This window comes from Solitalea canadensis DSM 3403 (genome assembly GCF_000242635.2).
Taxonomy (GTDB): Bacteria; Bacteroidota; Bacteroidia; order Sphingobacteriales; family Sphingobacteriaceae; genus Solitalea; species Solitalea canadensis.
In genome coordinates, this window is the sequence record NC_017770.1 from 13,303 (window position 1) to 32,275 (window position 18,973).

Here is an 18,973-nt window from a genome sequence, read left to right on the forward strand (position 1 = left end):
ACGGAAGAAAAGCGATTATGCCCCTGTTGTTCAATTATGCTATTTAAGTGAACCATCTGCTTCTTTAAGTTGGAAAGTGCTATTCGATCTGGCTATTAAAACCAAACAAAATTAGGTTTCAGTGCCTGATTCTTATCAAAAATGAGGTTTTTATGCTTGCATACAGTTAAAATATTACACAGTTCTGGCATTCCTTTTTCTAATAAATGCTCAATACCAATATATTATTGTCTAACTTTAGGGCCTAAACTGTTTGCTTGGTACTTAATCTTTAAAATAATAATAGATGAATATATCGTTGTCGCGTTTTGAGGTAATGAAACATATTGAAAAATATATTCAGGAGGCTTATGATGAGTTTCTTACCCCAGTAGATAAAATTTGGCAACCTGCAGATTTACTGCCGGATGCCAGTTCTGAGAATTTCTTTGAGGAAGTAAAAGAATTACAAGATAGTGCACGTGAATTATCGTATGACCTTGTTGCTGTTTTGATCGGTGATACCATAACAGAGGAGGCATTACCTACTTATGAATCATGGTTGGCAGGAATTGAGCATGTGTCTCAGGACCGTAACGGCCCTTGGAGTAAATGGGTAAGGGCTTGGACTGCAGAAGAGAATAGACATGGTGATGTTTTAAATCGTTATTTATATTTATCAGGACGAGTTGATATGCGTAAAATGGAGATATCTACTCAATACCTGATTGCTGATGGATTTGACATTGGAACGGATAAAGATCCGTATCGTAATTTTATTTATACCAGTTTCCAGGAAACGGCAACTAATATTTCTCACCGTCGCGTTGCTCAGTTAGCAAAGAAAGAGGGAGATACATTGATGGCAAAACTATGTGGCCATGTTGCAGCAGATGAAGCTCGTCATGCAAAAGCGTATAAAGCATTTGTTGCTAGAATTTTAGAAGTTGATCCTAATGAAATGTTATTGGCTTTTGAAGATATGATGCGCAAAAAGATTGTAATGCCTGCTCACTTCTTAAGAGAAATGGGTCTTAAAATCGGTCAGACCTTCGGACACTTTACAGATGCGGCTCAACGTTTAGGTGTTTACACTGCTTTGGATTATACAGACATTCTTAAAGATCTGAATGTTGAATGGAAAATTGCAGATTTAAATGGATTAAATGAAGCAGGAGAGAAAGCTCGTGATTATTTAATGGCATTGCCAGACAGATTGAATCGTGTTGCAGAACGAATGAAAAACCCAACATTGGAATATAAGTTTTCATGGATTAATGCATAAACGATAAACAATAATATTATTAAGGCACTAAAACATAGTGCCTTTTTTTATGTCAAATTTTTCCTTCAATCGTAATGCCCGGTTTTTTATATCCTTCTGGTTTGTAGGAGTCCGGGATTTGTATAGAGTTTCCATCGCGAACAGCGAATACATGTGGAGACATAATTTCCAAACCTGCTTCGTTAAAAACATCCTGTAAGTTTTTGTGTAATTCAGAATAGGTAACGGCCATTTGTTGAGGGGCATTTGTATAAGCATTGATCTCATAACTAACATAAAAATCATTTAATGCCGTTTGTAATACAAATGGTTCAGGTGATTGGAGGATATTTGTCGTTTTTATCGCAGCATTAATCATCAATTTGTTAATTTGATGCCAAGGTGTATCGTATGTTAATGTAATGGTCGTATGCAAAATAAGACCTATATCTTTTGCTGATGAAGAATAATTTATTGAATAGTTAGATAAGATAGTGGAGTTTGGTACCGTGATATCTTCATTTTTGATTGTCCGGACTCTAGTAACCAATAAATTTTTTTCAATTACATCGCCCATTGCATCTCCTATTTTAACTCGATCTCCTATTTTGAAAGGTCTCATATAAGTTAATACCACCCCAGAAACTATATTGGCTATGGCAGAGGAAGAGCCAAGTGAAAATAAAACACCTAAAAAAACCGTAACTCCTTGAAATATTTTAGTGTCTGAGCCTGGCAGATATGGAAAGATCACTACAAACATAAATGCATACATTAAAAAACGAATAATGTTATAGGTAGGCATTGCCCAATCCGGATAGAATTGGTTAATTTTCAACGTTCCTGCCGCTATTTCTTCTGCAAAGAATCTTACTATTTTAATAAAGTACCTTGTAATGAGGTAAATTACTATTATGGTTAACAAGTTAGGTATGTATTTTATTAGGGCAGAAAGCACATTGCGTAGCGGAGTTAAAACATAACCTATTAATCGATCAGCAATAGGTTCTGTCCATGGAAAAATACTGAATAAGACAGGAAGTGCGAGATAGATTAAAATGATAATCAGTAATAGTCGTATTGCATTAAGAAATCCTGATATTAAAGGAAGAATACGTTTCGTATAGCTTACTGAAATTCCTTTTCTAATTCTTATGGTTTCTAATTTTTCTTCAAAAAGAGCTAACAATCGGTGTTTTAAGAACCTGAAGAGTTTATTTGTAAAGTAGATAAGTGCTCCTAAAATGAATATTACACCAAAAACTTCCAGTATCTGAACCCCCAAATTTGTTAGACTTCCCTGGAATGAAGAGTCATTAAAGGCTGATTTAAGGGTTTCGTAATACTGTGTAGCTAATTGAATTCTCTTACTTCCCACTTTTTGGGCGTCCGCATCACTTACCATTAATAATAATTGATTCTTATAGGTAATGCGAGAGATGTTGTTGCTTTCATCGAGTTTTAAAGAATCTGAGTTGAAATCAACTACATTACTTAGATTATTAATCCGCTCATTAATAATTGTTGCACGTTCACGAATACTAACACCTTCAAATCCATTATATATATAGAAGAGTGTATCTCCTTTTAATATTATTGGAGAGGCTGTACTATCAGCTTTTTGCGAGAATACAGATCCGGAAAATGTAAAAAATAATAATAGTAGGGTTGATATGAATTTTGTAGGCATAGTGATTCAATTATGTATTAAAATAATTAAATCCTAAGAGAAAATAGAGGAGATTTTTAAAGTTTGCTTTAAGATGACATGCTGGCTGGAGTTTTGTTTTTAAAAAAACTTTAGTTTTTACAATAATCATATTTTTTTTAGTTTGTTTTTCTTATTTGGTTTATATTTTTTATTGAGAAGTTTTAAAATAATTTAATTTTTATATCATTTTTACGATTTTTTCAAACTAATTAGAGTGATAATATAAATAGTGTAGATTTTACACTATTATCTATCCTAAAAATATAATATTTTCAAGCTATTTATATTTTTTATTGGGATAAATGGCTGTTTTTTAGTGCGTTTATTTTATTGTTATTTGTTTTTAAGAAATTTTATTTTGTATTTTAGTGTAAATACATGATAAAATTGTTTACAACTTGTTAAAATGATTAATTTATGAACACCTTTACATTGAATCGGTTAATTCCATTTGCAGTTTTAGCTCTAGCGGCTATAGTTGCAATGTTTATCCCCTCTCTTCCAAACTTTTCAGATACTTCCAAGTACAATGGAGCTGATATTGCTTGGGTTGCTGTTGGTGCTTCCCTAGTATTTTTAATGACTCCGGGCCTATCTTTCTTTTATGGGGGTATGGTAAATCGCAAGAATGTAATTAGTACGATGATTAAAAGCTTCGTTGCGACCGGAATTATTAGTTTACTATGGGTTGTTGTTGGATTCGGATTGTCTTTCGGTCCTTCGATTGGTGGGTTTATTGGGAACCCATCATCACATTTCTTTTTTAAAGATGTGAACAGCCCCGCACCATGGAGTTTAGCGCCAACTATTCCACTGTTACTATTTGCCCTGTTTCAGATGAAATTCGCAATTATTACACCTGCATTGGTAGTAGGTGCTGTCGCTGAAAGAATACGCTTTACTTCTTACCTTGTATTCATTGTCTTGTTCGGTCTACTGATTTATGCTCCGATTGCACATTGGACATGGCATCCAGATGGCTTATTATTTAAAATGGGAGTGTTGGATTTTGCAGGAGGAACGGTGGTACATATTTCTGCTGGATGTGCTGCATTAGCCGGTGCAATCGTTTTAAAGAAAAGAAAATCAAAGGAGGTACAACCTGCCAATATTCCATATGTAGTATTAGGAACGGGTTTACTATGGTTCGGCTGGTTTGGTTTTAATGCTGGTTCTGCGTTAGGAGCTAATGACCTTGCTGTTTCTGCTTTTGCTACTACCAACACAGCTTCAGCTGTTGCAGGTTTATCGTGGATGTTGTTTGATTATGCACGAGGTAAAAAACCAACCGTTTTAGGTTTTTGTATTGGAGCTGTTGTGGGTTTAGTTGCTATTACACCGGCTGCCGGATATGTGGCAATTCCTCAAAGCGCTTTCATTGGATTTATCGCTGCTATTATATCAAATGTGGCTGTTTATTGGAAAGAAAAATCTGGTATTGATGATACGTTAGATGTGTTCCCTTGTCATGGTTTGGGAGGTATGGTAGGTATGGTATTAACAGGTGTTTTCGCTACTAAAAATGTAAATCCTGCTGGAGGGATCGGACTTTGGTATGGTGAGTCTGCATTGTTTATTTCTCAGTTAAAAGGATTGGCTATCGTTGTTGCATATAGTTTTACGGTTTCATTAGTAATTTTTAAAGTGCTTGATCTTCTAAATCCAATCAGAGTTTCTCAAAAAGAAGAAGAACGAGGTTTAGATGAAACCCAGCATGGAGAAAAATACGTACAAGGTACGCTACTGGTTGATCATAATGGATCTCTGCTAGAAAAGGATCCTGTTGAGCCTCTTGCTATTTAAAAGAATGTTAAAACAGTTTTTGATGAAAAATAAATAAAATATGGTACGGTAAAGGAGAAACTATCTGACTCATAGTTCTTCCCTCCGTACCATTAACAAACAAAATTTGCAAAACAATGATACGAAATTTTTACGCTATTGCCATAGCTTGGGCTGGCATTGTTCCAGCAATGGCGCAAACTACCGCACCCGAAGACGAAGAAAAAAAGCCTTTTTTTAAATTTTCAGGTTCTGCAGATGTTTATATTAAATATGATATGCAGAAGAACCCATCAAATACCTATACAAGTTTTACGAATACTCATAATTCTTTTGAATTGGGTATGATTTCAGCGAGGGTAGAACATCAAGGAAAAAAAGTGAGTTTAGTTGGCGATATTGGATTTGGTTCAAGGGTTGAGCAATTTACTTATAACGACAGCAAAAGTAATGTGATGATCAAGCAGCTTTACTTAAGTTATGCGCCTGCCGACTGGGTTAAATTTTCAATGGGTAGCTGGGCTACACATATTGGTTATGAATTAGTTGATCCTTACCTGAATCGCAACTATAGTATGTCATATATGTTTTCATATGGGCCATTTTTTCATACCGGTTTAAAAGCTGAGTTTGCTTTTGGGCAGCACGGTTTTATGGTCGGTATTACGGATCCGGCGGATTTAAAATCTGCAATGGAGTTACAGGGGAAAAAATACAAGTATTTTATTGGACAGTATAGTTACGGAACCAAGGATGGTAACTTTAAATCCTACTTGAATGTATTTGCCGGCAAAAGGAATACTGATACTGCAAATGTATCACAGGTAGACCTGGTTTTAACTCAAAAGATTAATAATAAATTCTCTTTAGGAGCTAATGCCAGCTACAATAATTCTAATTATCCTCAAAGTATTGCAATTGATAAGTCAAAAAAATGGTGGGGTGCAGCTTTGTATGTTAATTATGATGCGCCAAAAACCTGGGGCCTTACCTGGAGAACCGAATATTTTGATGATAAAGAGAAACTGAATGTTTACCAATCATCATTATCGAATACAGGTGGAAATGTTTGGGCAAATACACTTACATGTAATCTAAAGGTGAGTTCATTAACAATTATGCCGGAAGTTAGGTATGAGATTGCAAGTCAAGATATTTATTTTGATCTGGATGGGAATAGTTTCAAGCATGACTTAAGCGTTCTATTGTCTGCTATCTATCAGTTTTAATAGTATTTTGATTTGACTCAATGGGATTAAACAATTAGGTCTAGTCCCATTTTTTTGTTATTCATTATGAGCATTCTAGTCTAATTTTATTTTGATCGAAGAACAACAATCTTGAAATTGGGTTTATATAGTCTGATTCAAATATTAAACAGCATCTATAATGAATATAATTACTATTGACCAAGAAGAGCAATACATAATTAATAACCTATATGAGTTCTGGAGTTTTGTCGGTAAACAATCCTGTAAAATTTTAACCAATCAAAATTATCAGGCAATAATGCTTAGTGATTCTGATTGGCCAAAGAAAATTTTTAGATTAGGAGATGGTAAGAATTTAGAGAGTGATGTGATTCAGGAAATTGTACAAGCAATAAAGCTGCATCAATTACCCAATGCAATAACATTAACAGAAACTATATCGACCAATTATAAAGAACAATTAAAAGTTGAAGGCTTTGTTAATGCTTTCAAGCAACAGGGAATGATTGTTAAGTTATCGGATTCTGTTATTTCAGAAAAAATAAGCGGGAATTATCAGTTTAAATTGGTTGAAACAAATAATGATGCAAATCTATTTGCATCTATAGCATCTCAGTCTTTCAAATACAAGGTAGATGGCGCAATTGTAGCAAGCCTTCTGAATAACAATGAGAAGGTAAAATTATTTATCGGGTATGATGAAAACGAACCTGCTTTTTGTGGCCTCATTTTTTACGATAGTGAGGGATATGCTGGCTTACACATGATTGGTACGTTGCCTCAATTTAGAGGAAGAGGTTTAGCAACTGTTATGACTAATCGATTATTGAAAGAATGTATGGAAGATCATAAACAGTTTTGTGTACTTCATGCATCGGCAGCAGGAGAGCCGATTTACACTAAATTAGGCTTTAAAAGGATAAAGGAAGTTATTACATATTCCCTGGGATTGTAAGAAATAAAACGCCCGTGACCTTGTTTATCAATGCCACGGGCGTTTTATTTAATCTTCTATCAATATTCCCATTTTTCCCATCCGATAATCTCGCATTGCTTCAAGTATTTCACTTTCACTATTCATCACAAAGGGACCTTGAGCAACCACTGGTTCATTTATAGGTGCGGCTGTCATTAGCAAAGCTCTTGTGTTTTCCAAAGCTTCAAATCCAATTCCATCGCCGTCATTGTTAAATTTTACTGCGTTTAAACCCTCAACTAATCCGAATCCATCGATCTTTAATCGACCATCTAGTAAATAAATAAAAGCATTATGAGAAGTTGGGAATTGTATATTTTGTTTCCCTCCTTTATGGGCAGTTATTACAAAGGCATTAACAGGAGTAAGAGTAGGAATGCCTCCTTTAATGTCATTTAAATTTCCGGCAACAACTTGTATCTCAATTTTCTCATCATCACTTTTAACGACAGGTGTTTCTTCTGGTGTAAGAGGTAAATACTGCGGCTGATCCATTTTATGAGCCTTAGGAGTATTTATCCAAAGCTGGATCAATTCCTGCTCCCCTCCAAGTTCCTGAATATTTTTTGGAGGACGTTCGCTATGCATAATCCCCATTCCGGCATTCATCCATTGAGTGCCCCCTTCATAAATAACACTATTATTACCCCTGCTGTCACGGTGATGCACACCTCCTTTGAATATAAAGGTAACTGGTGAAAAACCACGGTGTGGATGGGGTGAAACTCCTGCTTTTTCAGGTATTACGTATTTTGGAATACTTAGTTGAAGATGGTGCAATAATAAGAAAGGATCAATCCGCTCAATTTTCTGAGTCGGAAATACTTGCTTTACAGGTACTCCATCCATATCTATCGGAAATGCAGGTAATACCGCAGACACACTTCTGGTTTTCATAATATTCCTTTTGTTAATACATGTTAAAACACATAAATAATGCCAACCTGATAAGTTGTTACTTTTTGTCAGGGGATCAGGTAATAAAAAAACGCATCTGAACTTCAGATGCGTTTTTTACATTAATTTTAAGCAAAAGCTACGTTAAGCTCTTATACTTAATCCTGTGCGGAGTATCATTACCTAAGCGTTTTTTACGGTTTTCTTCATATTCGGTATAGTTACCTTCAAAGAAGTAAACCTGAGAATCGCCTTCAAAAGCCAAAATATGTGTACAGATACGGTCAAGGAACCAACGGTCATGGGAGATAATAACTGCACAGCCACCGAAGTTTTCCAATGCTTCTTCTAGTGAACGCAAAGTATTTACGTCGATATCATTGGTAGGCTCATCGAGTAATAACACATTGGCACCTTCTTTTAAGGTAATCGCCAAGTGTACACGGTTACGTTCACCACCTGATAAAACACCTACTTTTTTCTGTTGATCGGCTCCATTAAAGTTGAATTTTGAAACATAGGCTCGGCCGTTCATTGATTTGTTGCCTAAAAGGATGTTTTCAGTTCCTCCAGTGATGTTTTCAAAAACTGATTTCTCAGGATCCAAATCATCGTGCGATTGATCTACATAGCCTAACTTAACAGTTTCCCCAACTCTGAACGATCCTGCATCAGCCTGAGCTTGTGCTGTTATCAATCTGAATAATGTGGTTTTACCAGCACCGTTCGGCCCGATAATTCCGACAATACCCGCCGGTGGTAAACTAAAATTTAGGTTCTCAAATAAAATTCGGTCACCATACGCCTTAGTAACATTTTGCGCTTCAATTACAACATTCCCTAAACGTGGGCCCGGTGGAATGAATAATTCCAGCTTTTCTTCACGTTCTTTGGTTTCTTCGCTGGCTAATTTATCATAAGCAGATAAACGTGCTTTTGCTTTTGCATGTCTGGCTTTAGGAGCCATACGCACCCATTCCAATTCACGCTCCAATGTTTTCTGACGTTTACTTTCTGTTTTCTCTTCCTGAGCTAATCGTTTAGCTTTTTGATCTAACCACGATGAATAGTTTCCTTTCCAAGGAATACCTTCTCCTCTGTCAAGTTCCAAAATCCATCCGGCTACATTATCAAGGAAATAACGATCGTGGGTAACGGCAATTACAGTTCCTTTATATTGTTGTAAGTGTTGTTCTAACCAATCGATTGATTCTGCATCCAAGTGGTTGGTAGGCTCATCCAATAATAAAACATCTGGCTCTTGGATCAATAAACGACAAAGTGCCACTCGACGGCGTTCACCACCTGACAAAAAGGCAATTTTGGTATCTGGTTCCGGGCAACGAAGCGCATCCATAGCACGTTCTAATTTGTTGTCTAATTCCCAGGCACCTACCGCGTCAATTTTATCCTGAAGTTCGCCTTGTCTGTTCATGAGTTTATCCATTGCATCAGGATTTTCATAAACTTCAGGCAAACCAAATTTTTCGTTGATTTCTTCGTATTCTTTTAAGATATCCAAGATGGCCTGCGCACCTTCCTGAACAACCTCTTTTACTGTTTTTTCGTTATCTAACTCAGGCTCCTGAGCTAAATAGCCAACGGTATAACCTGGTGAAAAAACCACTTCGCCCTGATATGATTTATCAAGACCGGCAATGATTTTTAATAAGGATGATTTTCCTGAGCCGTTTAAACCGATTACACCGATTTTAGCACCATAGAAAAAAGAGAGGTAAATGTTCTTTAAAACTTGTTTTTGCGGAGGGTAGATCTTATTGACTCCCGCCATTGAAAATATGATCTTTTCGTCTGACATTATTGCTTGTTGTTAGGCTGGCAAATATCGGTATTAGGGCGGTGCTCTCAAAAAAATTATCATTGAAAGCAATCTTTCGTCACAATTTTGCGTAATTAGTATATACAGGTCCTTTGGCTTGATTGTTGATAACTTGATAAAATAATCGCTATAAATTATTTAATAGTTATTACATTAGTCTCAGGGCGGAGAATACTTCAGAATTTAACCGCGATACTAAACCACCAAACTTAGTATTGACTTGTATAAACAATTTAATACATTTAAGCGTTTTTAAGTAATATTCACTATATTCCTTATTATATGGAAGCAAAATTTTCACCGAGAGTCAAAGACGTCATTTCGTACAGCCGCGAGGAGGCATTACGATTAGGGCACGACTATATAGGCACTGAACATTTGCTTTTGGGACTTATCCGTGAGGGTGATGGCATTGCCATCAAGTTGCTGAAAGGGATGGGCATTGATACCTACAAGTTGCGTAAAACCATTGAAGACGCAGTAAAAGGTACTTCGGGTACCACAGTTAATCTGGGCAATATCCCATTGACAAAACAGGCGGAGAAAGTGTTGAAAATTACTTACTTAGAAGCCAAAATTTTTAAGAGTGAAGTAATCGGTACTGAACATCTGTTGTTGTCAATCTTAAGAGACGAAGATAATATCGCTTCTCAGGTGTTGAATCAGTTTAACGTAAACTACGAAGTATTTAAAGCTGAGCTTGAAGCTAATGTTAGTGGCATTAGAAGCGAGGCTCCTCAAAGTTCTTCTGATGAAGAGAACTATAGAGAAGAAGAAAGTTTCGGCAGTTCTAAGAAAACCGGCGATTCAAAATCTAAAACTCCTGTTTTGGATAATTTTGGTCGTGATTTAACAAAGGCTGCAGAAGAAGGTAAACTGGATCCGATTGTGGGCCGTGAAAAGGAAATCGAACGCGTTTCTCAAATCCTCTCACGTCGTAAGAAAAACAATCCGATTTTAATTGGTGAACCTGGAGTTGGTAAATCAGCAATTGCTGAAGGTTTAGCATTACGCATCGTTCAACGCAAAGTTTCACGCGTATTATTCAATAAGCGGGTGGTTACGCTTGACCTTGCTTCTTTAGTTGCAGGCACTAAGTACCGCGGCCAATTTGAAGAGCGTATGAAGGCAGTAATGAATGAATTGGAAAAATCTCCTGATGTAATCTTGTTTATTGATGAGATTCATACCATTGTTGGTGCAGGTGGCGCTTCCGGTTCACTGGATGCTTCAAATATGTTTAAACCAGCACTAGCACGTGGCGAAATTCAATGTATTGGGGCTACAACTTTAGATGAGTACCGCCAGTATATTGAAAAAGACGGAGCACTCGATCGTCGTTTCCAAAAAGTAATGGTAGAGCCAGCTACAGTTGATGAAACAATTGAAATCTTAAATCGAATCAAGGAAAAATATGAAGAACACCATGGTGTAAATTATACTCCTGAGGCGATTAATGCTTGTGTTAATCTTACTAACCGTTATATCACTGATCGTTTCTTACCAGACAAGGCAATTGATGCATTGGATGAAGCAGGATCACGTGTTCACCTTACTAATATTCATGTTCCGCAGAATATCATTGATATTGAGCAACGCATAGAAGAAATTAAGGTAGAGAAAAATCGTGTTGTTCGCAGCCAGAAATACGAAGAGGCTGCTAAACTTCGGGATACTGAAAAACACCTTTTGGAAGAGCTTGAAAGAGCGAAAACCGAATGGGAAGCTGAAACCAAAACCAAACGCTACGTTGTTAGTGAAGATAATGTAGCTGAAGTGGTTGCGATGATGACAGGTATTCCTGTTCAACGTGTTGGTCAAGCTGATAGCCAAAAACTACTTGGCATGAGTGATGAGCTTAAGGGTAAAATCATTGGTCAGGATGAAGCTATTAAAAAGTTAACGAAAGCAATTCAACGTACAAGAGCAGGATTAAAAGATCCTAAGAAACCAATTGGTTCATTTATCTTCCTCGGCCCAACCGGAGTTGGTAAAACAGAATTGGCGAAAGCTCTTGCAAGATTCATGTTTGATACGGATGATTCTTTGATTCAGATCGACATGAGCGAGTACATGGAAAAATTTGCTGTGTCTCGTTTAGTTGGAGCGCCTCCAGGCTACGTTGGTTACGAAGAAGGAGGTCAGTTAACCGAGAAAGTTCGTCGCAAACCTTATTCAGTTGTATTATTAGACGAGATTGAAAAAGCACATCCTGATGTATTTAATATCTTGTTACAAGTATTAGATGAAGGTGTGTTGACTGATAGCTTAGGTCGGAAAGTTGATTTCCGTAATACGGTAATCATCATGACTTCAAATATTGGTGCTCGTCAGTTGAAGGATTTCGGACAAGGCGTTGGTTTTACCACCGCAACTAAAGCAGCTAACGTCGAAAATCATTCACGCAATGTAATTGAAACTGCATTAAAACGTGCCTTCGCTCCTGAGTTCTTGAATCGTGTTGATGACGTGATTGTATTTAACTCGTTGAGTAAAGAAGATATCTTCAAGATCATTGATATTGAATTAAAGTCACTACTTGACAGAATTCTAAGTTTAGGATACACAGTTCAATTAACAGATGACGCTAAAGAATACATTGCTGAACGTGGCTTTGATCCAAATTTTGGCGCTCGTCCGTTGAATCGTGCAATCCAGAAACACTTAGAAGATCCGATTGCGGAAGAAATTCTTAAAGGAGAACTTCAGGATGGAGATGTTATGGAAGTTGGTGTTGATAAAGAAACCAATGAAATTAAGATCAATGTTCTAAAGGAAGCCCGTAAAAGGAAGAAAAAAGAAGAAGACAACTTAAGTTAAATAATTAACGCCTCCTAAACAGGAGGCGTTAATTTTTATATTTCATCTACTGTAAAAATAAGACTCTCGTTATCAGTGAGAAAAGTGTAAATATCTTATTGCTGAAAAATAAGATGCAACCATAATCCACCTCACATCATCTTATTAATAAAGATTTAACAGATATTTGCCGCTCTTTAATCTCTTTTACAAATAAGAATTTTATGAAAAGAATTACTCTCACCCTTAGTTTACTTTTATTCACATTAGGAGTAACAACATCTTGTCAGGACGTTACAGAAGTAACCGAAGTATATACAACACCGGCACGTAGCATTCTTTATAACGTTGCTGCCAATAGTTGGACTCCATATGGAGGAAATTCCGGATATACAACTTCGTTAAACGTTCCTGAAATAACCGGAAGCTTTAATGAATATGGAGGAATTCTGGTTTATATTGCTTTTGGAACAGCTGCTCCATTTGAGGCGCTTCCTAAAACACTTGATGGAATCTCGTACAATTTCACCACATTCACTGGTTCAATTGAATTAGATTTTCAAACCGTGTCAGGCGGTGCAATGACTCGTCCAGGTTTCTTGCAAGCTAAAGTTGTTTTAGTAGATGCCGAACAAATTGCTTTGTTAAAAGCAAAAGGAGTTGATTTGAAAAACTATAATGCAGTTATGAGTACTGTAAAACCGATAGAGAGAAGTATATCTGTCAAAGTCAATTAACTGAAATAATAATAAACGATTAGGAGCAGGCTTACTTCATTGAAAGTGAGCCTGTATTGTTTAAAACCTGTAAGATTTCCTGGTAAAAATCATCCGGCTTGCTCAGTCCACTTGCATTAAAATTTATTATTGTTCCATTCTTATCAACAATGAGATAGCGCGGAATACCTTGTCCAGCGTCTTTCTCTTTATTGATTTCCGACCAAATGTTTGTGTATAGATCGGCATCAGCTTCCAGATGATAACCCGTTAGTTTATTGTTTTCAATTGTTTCTTTCCATTTTAACTGTCTATCCACTCTGAATTTGTTGTTATATGAAATGTATAGAAAGACTACATCATTGGTGGATAAACGCTTCTTGAAACTTGTTGCAGTTTTTAATTGTTGAAGACAAGGACTACAGGTGACTGACCAAATGTCAACTACTATTACTTTGTTTTTAAATGGAGGAAGATTTACAATTTCTTTTATACTGCTTAATTTTTCGCTTTGAGAAATAAACTTAATTTGATCAGTATTTTGTAAACGGAGGCTTCTTGAAAGAAATATAGCTACAACACAAGCTAGTAAAATAGTGATCGGAAATAAAATCTTTAATACAGTGGAAATAAGCTTCATTATTTTGGTCGTTATTTTGCATTCCGGTACAAATACTTTGCCGTAACTCATTCACATTAATCATGTTGTTAGAAAAAAACGTTCGAAATATTCCATTTAAAGGCATTCTTTTCTTGATTATTATTGTTTTTGAACTCACAGGCTTCGATTTGCAACAGGTTAATGCTCAGGTGAATAAGATTAAAAAGGCAATAGATGTTAAACATTATACAATTACAGTTTCAAACCGGAAAGGTAATTCACAGGATACTGTTTACTATTCAAAACAGCATCAATTGACATGGGATGATTTTAGAGGAACACCAAGAGCTGAAAGTGCCTACTCGGCTGCTGCTTTTACAGGGTTTGGTTATAATGGAGAAGTAAAATATAGAGGCGATACGGCAATAATAAACATTGTTATGGATGTTTATTTTATTCAATCCTATTCATGGGTACGGGTTGATGCTAAGTCCGACTATGCATTAGCACATGAACAACTGCACTTTGATATAACATATTTAATAACCGAGCGTTTAAAAAAAAGATTACGTGAAATAGAGTTAGACTCCGATTTCGATAGCATTATTCAATATCAATATTTGCAATCCTATAGGGAAATGAACCGCTTGCAGGAGCGATATGATAACGAAACCCGACACGGAATTGTAGTATCAGAACAATTGCGATGGCAGACATTAGTGAAAAACTGGTTGGAAGAGATTCACCAGTAAAATAGCTTGATCCATTTGTGTATGCTAAGTTTTGTAATTAATCTTGAATACGATTAAAACCTTAATATGAACCAAATCTCACTTGCTGCATGCTTCTCAAAACATGTTTGCAAATCATTAGTAGTCTTAATTTTACTTAGTATTTCATTTGAATCGTCAGCACAGTTTGCATCTAATGACGGAATTACTCCTCGAGAGAAGTACATCCTTAAAATAAAAGAACGAAGAAATTCCTCCAGGTATTCTGATAGTATTTTTTATTCTCAGGGAAAAAAGTTGGTTTGGAGTGATTTTTCGGGAAGACCATCCAGTAACTCCGGGTTTGCTGCAATTACCAGAAGCGGATTTGGAATGCACTGGTCAGAGGATTTTGACGGATATACCACAATAATCAACTTAACAGTTCCTGTTTATTTTATTAAAAGTAAGTCGTGGGTGAAACAACATGCAAGGAAAGATTATGAACTGGCTCATGAACAGCTTCATTTTGATATCACCATGTTGATAGCTCAACGTTTTATTACCAGCCTTCAACAAATGGATTTGAATCACAATTACGCGGCAATTATACAACAGGAATACCGCAAGTTTTATAATCAGTTAAAGGTGATTCAAAATAATTATGATGCAGAAACCAATCATGGCCTTATAAAGAGTAAGCAAAAGGAATGGAAAGATTGGATAGAGGGGGAATTAGAACAATTTTTATAGAAAACATAAACACATAGGCTTCATTAATGAAGCCTATGTGTTTATGTTAAATCTTTAGGTATTCACTACTGCTCAACGCCTAATTTGGTCATAACTTCCATACTTACTCCAGTTGATGAATAACCACCATCATGGAAAAGGTTCTGCATGGTAACCATACGAGTAAGGTCGGAGAATAATGTGATACAATAATCAGCACATGAGGCGGCGTCAGCATTCCCTAAAGGAGCAATAGCATCTGCATAATCATAAAAATCGCCAAAACCTTTAATTCCTGAACCCGCCGTAGTTTTAGTAGGAGACTGCGATACGGTATTGATACGAACTTTTTTCTCTAATCCGTAATGGTATCCGAAACTACGGGCAATTGATTCTAACATTGCTTTAATATCAGCCATATCCGTGTAGAATGGATAAGTACGTTGAGCAGCCATATAAGTAAGTGCAACAACACTACCCCATTCGTTGATTGCGTCTAATTTTTTTGCAACACTAAGCATTTTATGTAATGACAAAGCCGAAACATCAATTCCTTTTTGGAAATAATCATAGTTGGATTCTGTATAAGGAATGTTCTTGCGAATATTTACACTCATTCCAATAGAATGAAGCACGAAATCAATCTTACCGCCTAAAACTTCCTGAGCTTGTGTAAAAAGATTAGTTAGTTCTTCTACGCTTGTTGCATCGGCAGGAATAATTTGAGAGTTGGTTTTTTTAGCTAATACGTTTATTTCTCCCATGCGCATGGCAATTGGAGCATTAGTTAAAACAAAAGTTGCACCTTCTTCATGTGCCTTTTCCGCAACTTTCCAAGCGATGGAGTTTTCATCTAAAGCGCCTGTAATAATGCCGCGTTTACCTTTTAATAAGTTATATGCCATTGATAAAAATTATTGATGGTTTGGGGCCAAAAATAGGTTTATTTTCTTGTAAAGTGTAACAGTGATTTTAATCGGAATAATTGCCTGCTTATTGGTTTTTTGTTTTAAGTGTGAGGTATTGTTTATAAGTTTGTGTCCGTATTATATCTCTTTAATTGTCTATGAATCTTAAATTTAATAATAGCATATTTTTTCTTTCACTTGCTATATTCTTTACGTCCTGTGCAACTGCAATTAAACCTATTAAACCAGTTGCAGATTACTCAAACACAAAGGTTATTTATACCAAAGAGCTTTCAACCATCCAGTTGCCGGTTGAAATGTCGCTTAAGGAAATTCAAACCCAGATTAACAAGCAACTAACAGGTTTGTTATATGAGGATAATTCATTTGAAAATAACAATAAGGATAATGTTATGTTGAAGGTCTGGAAGGTAGGGGATATTCAGTTTAACGGAAATGGCAATCAATTCAATATTATCCTGCCGATTAAAATTTGGGCAAATGTTGGTTGGGAAGTTGAGAAGTATGGAGTAAAGCTTTCCGATTTCAGGGAAGTACAGTTTGCTGCAAAAATTAACTTAACCTCCAAGTTGAATGTAAACAACTGGAAAATGTCGAGTACTACTGTAATCAATTCTATTGATTGGTTAGAATCACCCACCGTAAAAATAATGGGGAAAGATGTGCCTGTAACCTATTTGGCCAATCCGGCAATAAGTATGTTTAAGGATCGGATAGCTAAGATGGTAGATGCTCAAGTTGAAAAGAATGTCGACTTCAAACCTCAAATAGTGGATGCCTTAAAAAAGTTGACTACGCCAATGGAGGTGTCCAAAGAATATAATACCTGGATTAATTTTGAGCCACAATCGTTTTATGCTACACAGCCTAACGTTGCAAATAAACAATTGAAAATTGGGTTGGGACTTAAAACATACATTGAGACGGCCATCGGTCAAAAGCCGGAGGTTAAGACAACCAAGTTTGAACCCGAGATGTATAATGTTCCAAAAATAAACGATGACTTCAATATCAATGTTGTTTCATTTGTTACTTATCCGAATGCTGTTAAATTGCTGCAACAAAGTATTGGCGGAAAGGTTTTTGAGTTTCAGAATGGGAAAAAGAAAATCAAAGTGGAGCAAATCGATCTTTGGGGTAATAATGGAAAGCTAATAACTGCGTTGACGCTGTCAGGTTCATTAAATGCTACTGTATACCTTACAGGTGTGCCATTTTATGACCCTAAAACGCAGCAAATAAGTTTACAACAAGTAAGCTTTGAATTGGATACCAAGAATAAACTGGCAAAGGCTGCAGACTGGTTAGCACATGGTACGTTTACAAAAATGATTGAGAACCAGGCTAAATTTTCAATTGCCGATCAAATGAAAGAATCAATGCAAAAAGCGCAGTCATATCTAAACAACTATCAAATTTCAAAGGGAGTCTTTGTTAAAGGGAAGATCAATGATATCAGTCCGGATAAAACTTATTTAACAGAAAATGCAATTGTAGCAACCGTAGTGGCAAAAGGTAATATGGCCATAAAGATTGAGGGGATGTAAGATAAAAAAGGCTCATGTTATTCACATGAGCCTTTTTTTCTATAAAAGCTACCTCTGTTTAAACTAAACCTGGTATTTCTACCATTTCGTTTACATCAGCGTTATAATCAACATTAGCCACATCAAACCCAAATAAGTTTAGGAAATCTGTTTTGTATCCAGCTAAGTCACCAATTTCAGAAAGACTTTCTGTAGTCGCTTGTTTCCATAACTCTGCTACTTTAGCCTGAACGTCTGGACGCATTTCCCAGTCGTCAATACGAATTCTTCCTTTTTCGTCCGTTGGAATGGAGCTACCATTAAACAAACGCTGTTGAAACAGACGCTGAATTTGCTCAATACAACCTTCATGAATATTATCTTCCTTCATTACTTTATATAGTAATGAAATGTATAATGGAATAACCGGAATAGCTGAACTTGCTTGCGTAACTAATGCTTTGTTCACTGAAACAAAAGCATTACCGTTAATATCTTTTAACTTATCAGCAATCGTAAATGCAGTTGCTTCCAAATGATCTTTGGCTTTTCCGATAGTTCCTTTACGATAAACAGCTTCCGTAAGTTCCGGGCCAATATAGGAGTAGGCAACGGTAGTTGCACCTGGAGCAAGTACACCGGCCGATTTTAACTCATCAATCCACATTTCCCAGTCTTCACCGCCCATAACAGCAACTGTGTTTTCAATATCATCATCTGCACATGGCTGTATGGTAATATCGGATACTACACCAGTATGAAAGTCAACCGTTTTGTTGCTAAAAGGCTGTCCGATTGGTTTTAATACTGATCGGTGAGTAACTCCTGTTTTTGGATTAGTTCTTACAGGCGAAGCTAAACTGTAAATAATTAGATCAATCTGGCCTAAGTCGGCTTTAATTAATTCAATAGTTTTTTGTTTTATTTCGTCCGAAAAGGCGTCCCCATTAATGCTTTTTGCATATAAACCAGCTTTGTGAGCCTGATCTTCAAAAGCTGCGGTATTATACCATCCGGGTGATGCTGTTTTTCCTTCCTGCGGAGGTTTTTCAAAATAAACACCAACGGTTGCCGCATTAGAACCGAATGCAGCGGTAATTCTCGACGCTAAGCCGAAACCTGTAGATGCTCCGATTACTAATACTTTTTTCGACCCTTCGATCTGACCTTTGGATTTTACATAGTTGATTTGATTTATTATGTTTTGCTCACAGCCTATAGGATGTGCTGTTAAACAAATAAATCCTCTCATTTTTGGTTCAATTATCATGTCTTCGTGTAAGTTTTAAGATTCAGCGGA

15 protein-coding genes are annotated in these 18,973 nt (G+C 36.3%); 9 read left to right on the forward strand and 6 right to left on the reverse strand.

The genetic code is table 11. The features are described from left to right. Positions 1–286 precede the first annotated feature (286 nt). Positions 287–1,264 (forward strand): acyl-ACP desaturase, encoded by a 978-nt coding sequence (locus tag SOLCA_RS00070; RefSeq protein ID WP_014678407.1) that lies wholly within the window; start codon positions 287–289, stop codon positions 1,262–1,264. A 52-nt stretch (positions 1,265–1,316) separates the two neighbouring features. Here SOLCA_RS00070 and SOLCA_RS00075 read toward each other — a convergent pair whose 3' ends face one another. Next, positions 1,317–2,933, reverse strand: a complete 1,617-nt coding sequence (locus SOLCA_RS00075) for a mechanosensitive ion channel family protein (protein ID WP_014678408.1) — start codon at positions 2,931–2,933, stop codon at positions 1,317–1,319. A gap of 438 nt (positions 2,934–3,371) precedes the next feature. On the opposite strand from SOLCA_RS00075, the gene SOLCA_RS00080 reads away from it, so the two are divergent. The 3 genes from SOLCA_RS00080 to SOLCA_RS22020 all read left to right on the forward strand — a co-directional run bounded on the left by SOLCA_RS00080 (position 3,372) and on the right by SOLCA_RS22020 (position 6,902). Then, entirely contained in the window at positions 3,372–4,757 is a 1,386-nt protein-coding gene (locus SOLCA_RS00080; RefSeq protein ID WP_014678409.1) for an ammonium transporter, read from the forward strand. Between the two features lie 116 nt (positions 4,758–4,873). Then, on the forward strand, positions 4,874–5,965 hold the full coding sequence (locus SOLCA_RS00085) for an outer membrane beta-barrel protein (protein WP_014678410.1): 1,092 nt from the start codon (positions 4,874–4,876) through the stop codon (positions 5,963–5,965). Positions 5,966–6,125: 160 nt separating this feature from the next. Next, a complete protein-coding gene (locus tag SOLCA_RS22020; protein WP_014678411.1) occupies positions 6,126–6,902 on the forward strand; it encodes a GNAT family N-acetyltransferase in 777 nt (258 codons plus the stop codon). 48 nt (positions 6,903–6,950) lie between these two features. Here SOLCA_RS22020 and SOLCA_RS00095 read toward each other — a convergent pair whose 3' ends face one another. Together SOLCA_RS00095 and ettA are read right to left on the reverse strand one after the other, a co-directional pair. Further along, positions 6,951–7,820: a pirin family protein gene (locus SOLCA_RS00095; RefSeq protein ID WP_014678412.1), complete on the reverse strand. Its 870-nt coding sequence runs from the start codon at positions 7,818–7,820 to the stop codon at positions 6,951–6,953. A 139-nt stretch (positions 7,821–7,959) separates the two neighbouring features. Next, positions 7,960–9,639: an energy-dependent translational throttle protein EttA gene (ettA, locus tag SOLCA_RS00100; RefSeq protein ID WP_014678413.1), complete on the reverse strand. Its 1,680-nt coding sequence runs from the start codon at positions 9,637–9,639 to the stop codon at positions 7,960–7,962. A gap of 303 nt (positions 9,640–9,942) precedes the next feature. Between ettA and SOLCA_RS00105 the strand changes: the two genes are divergently transcribed. After that, positions 9,943–12,480 carry an ATP-dependent Clp protease ATP-binding subunit gene (locus SOLCA_RS00105; RefSeq protein ID WP_014678414.1) on the forward strand — a complete coding sequence of 846 codons (2,538 nt, stop codon included), beginning with the start codon at positions 9,943–9,945 and terminating at the stop codon, positions 12,478–12,480. A gap of 203 nt (positions 12,481–12,683) precedes the next feature. Next, entirely contained in the window at positions 12,684–13,196 is a 513-nt protein-coding gene (locus tag SOLCA_RS00110; protein ID WP_014678415.1) for a hypothetical protein, read from the forward strand. Positions 13,197–13,227: 31 nt separating this feature from the next. Here the strand turns inward: SOLCA_RS00110 and SOLCA_RS00115 are convergent, their stop codons facing one another. Beyond that, entirely contained in the window at positions 13,228–13,815 is a 588-nt protein-coding gene (locus tag SOLCA_RS00115; protein WP_157604474.1) for a TlpA family protein disulfide reductase, read from the reverse strand. A gap of 62 nt (positions 13,816–13,877) precedes the next feature. Here SOLCA_RS00115 and SOLCA_RS00120 point away from each other — a divergent pair, with 62 nt between their 5' ends. Further along, positions 13,878–14,528, forward strand: coding sequence for a DUF922 domain-containing protein (locus SOLCA_RS00120; protein ID WP_014678416.1), 651 nt, complete (start codon positions 13,878–13,880; stop codon positions 14,526–14,528). 66 nt (positions 14,529–14,594) lie between these two features. Beyond that, on the forward strand, positions 14,595–15,239 hold the full coding sequence (locus SOLCA_RS00125; RefSeq protein WP_014678417.1) for a DUF922 domain-containing protein: 645 nt from the start codon (positions 14,595–14,597) through the stop codon (positions 15,237–15,239). A 65-nt stretch (positions 15,240–15,304) separates the two neighbouring features. Here SOLCA_RS00125 and SOLCA_RS00130 read toward each other — a convergent pair whose 3' ends face one another. Next, complete coding sequence (locus tag SOLCA_RS00130) at positions 15,305–16,123, reverse strand: enoyl-ACP reductase FabI (protein ID WP_014678418.1); 819 nt, start codon at positions 16,121–16,123, stop codon at positions 15,305–15,307. 161 nt (positions 16,124–16,284) lie between these two features. Between SOLCA_RS00130 and SOLCA_RS00135 the strand changes: the two genes are divergently transcribed. Further along, complete coding sequence (locus tag SOLCA_RS00135) at positions 16,285–17,694, forward strand: DUF4403 family protein (RefSeq protein WP_014678419.1); 1,410 nt, start codon at positions 16,285–16,287, stop codon at positions 17,692–17,694. Between the two features lie 58 nt (positions 17,695–17,752). Here the strand turns inward: SOLCA_RS00135 and fabV are convergent, their stop codons facing one another. Further along, entirely contained in the window at positions 17,753–18,943 is a 1,191-nt protein-coding gene (gene fabV, locus SOLCA_RS00140) for an enoyl-ACP reductase FabV (protein ID WP_014678420.1), read from the reverse strand. Positions 18,944–18,973 lie beyond the last annotated feature (30 nt).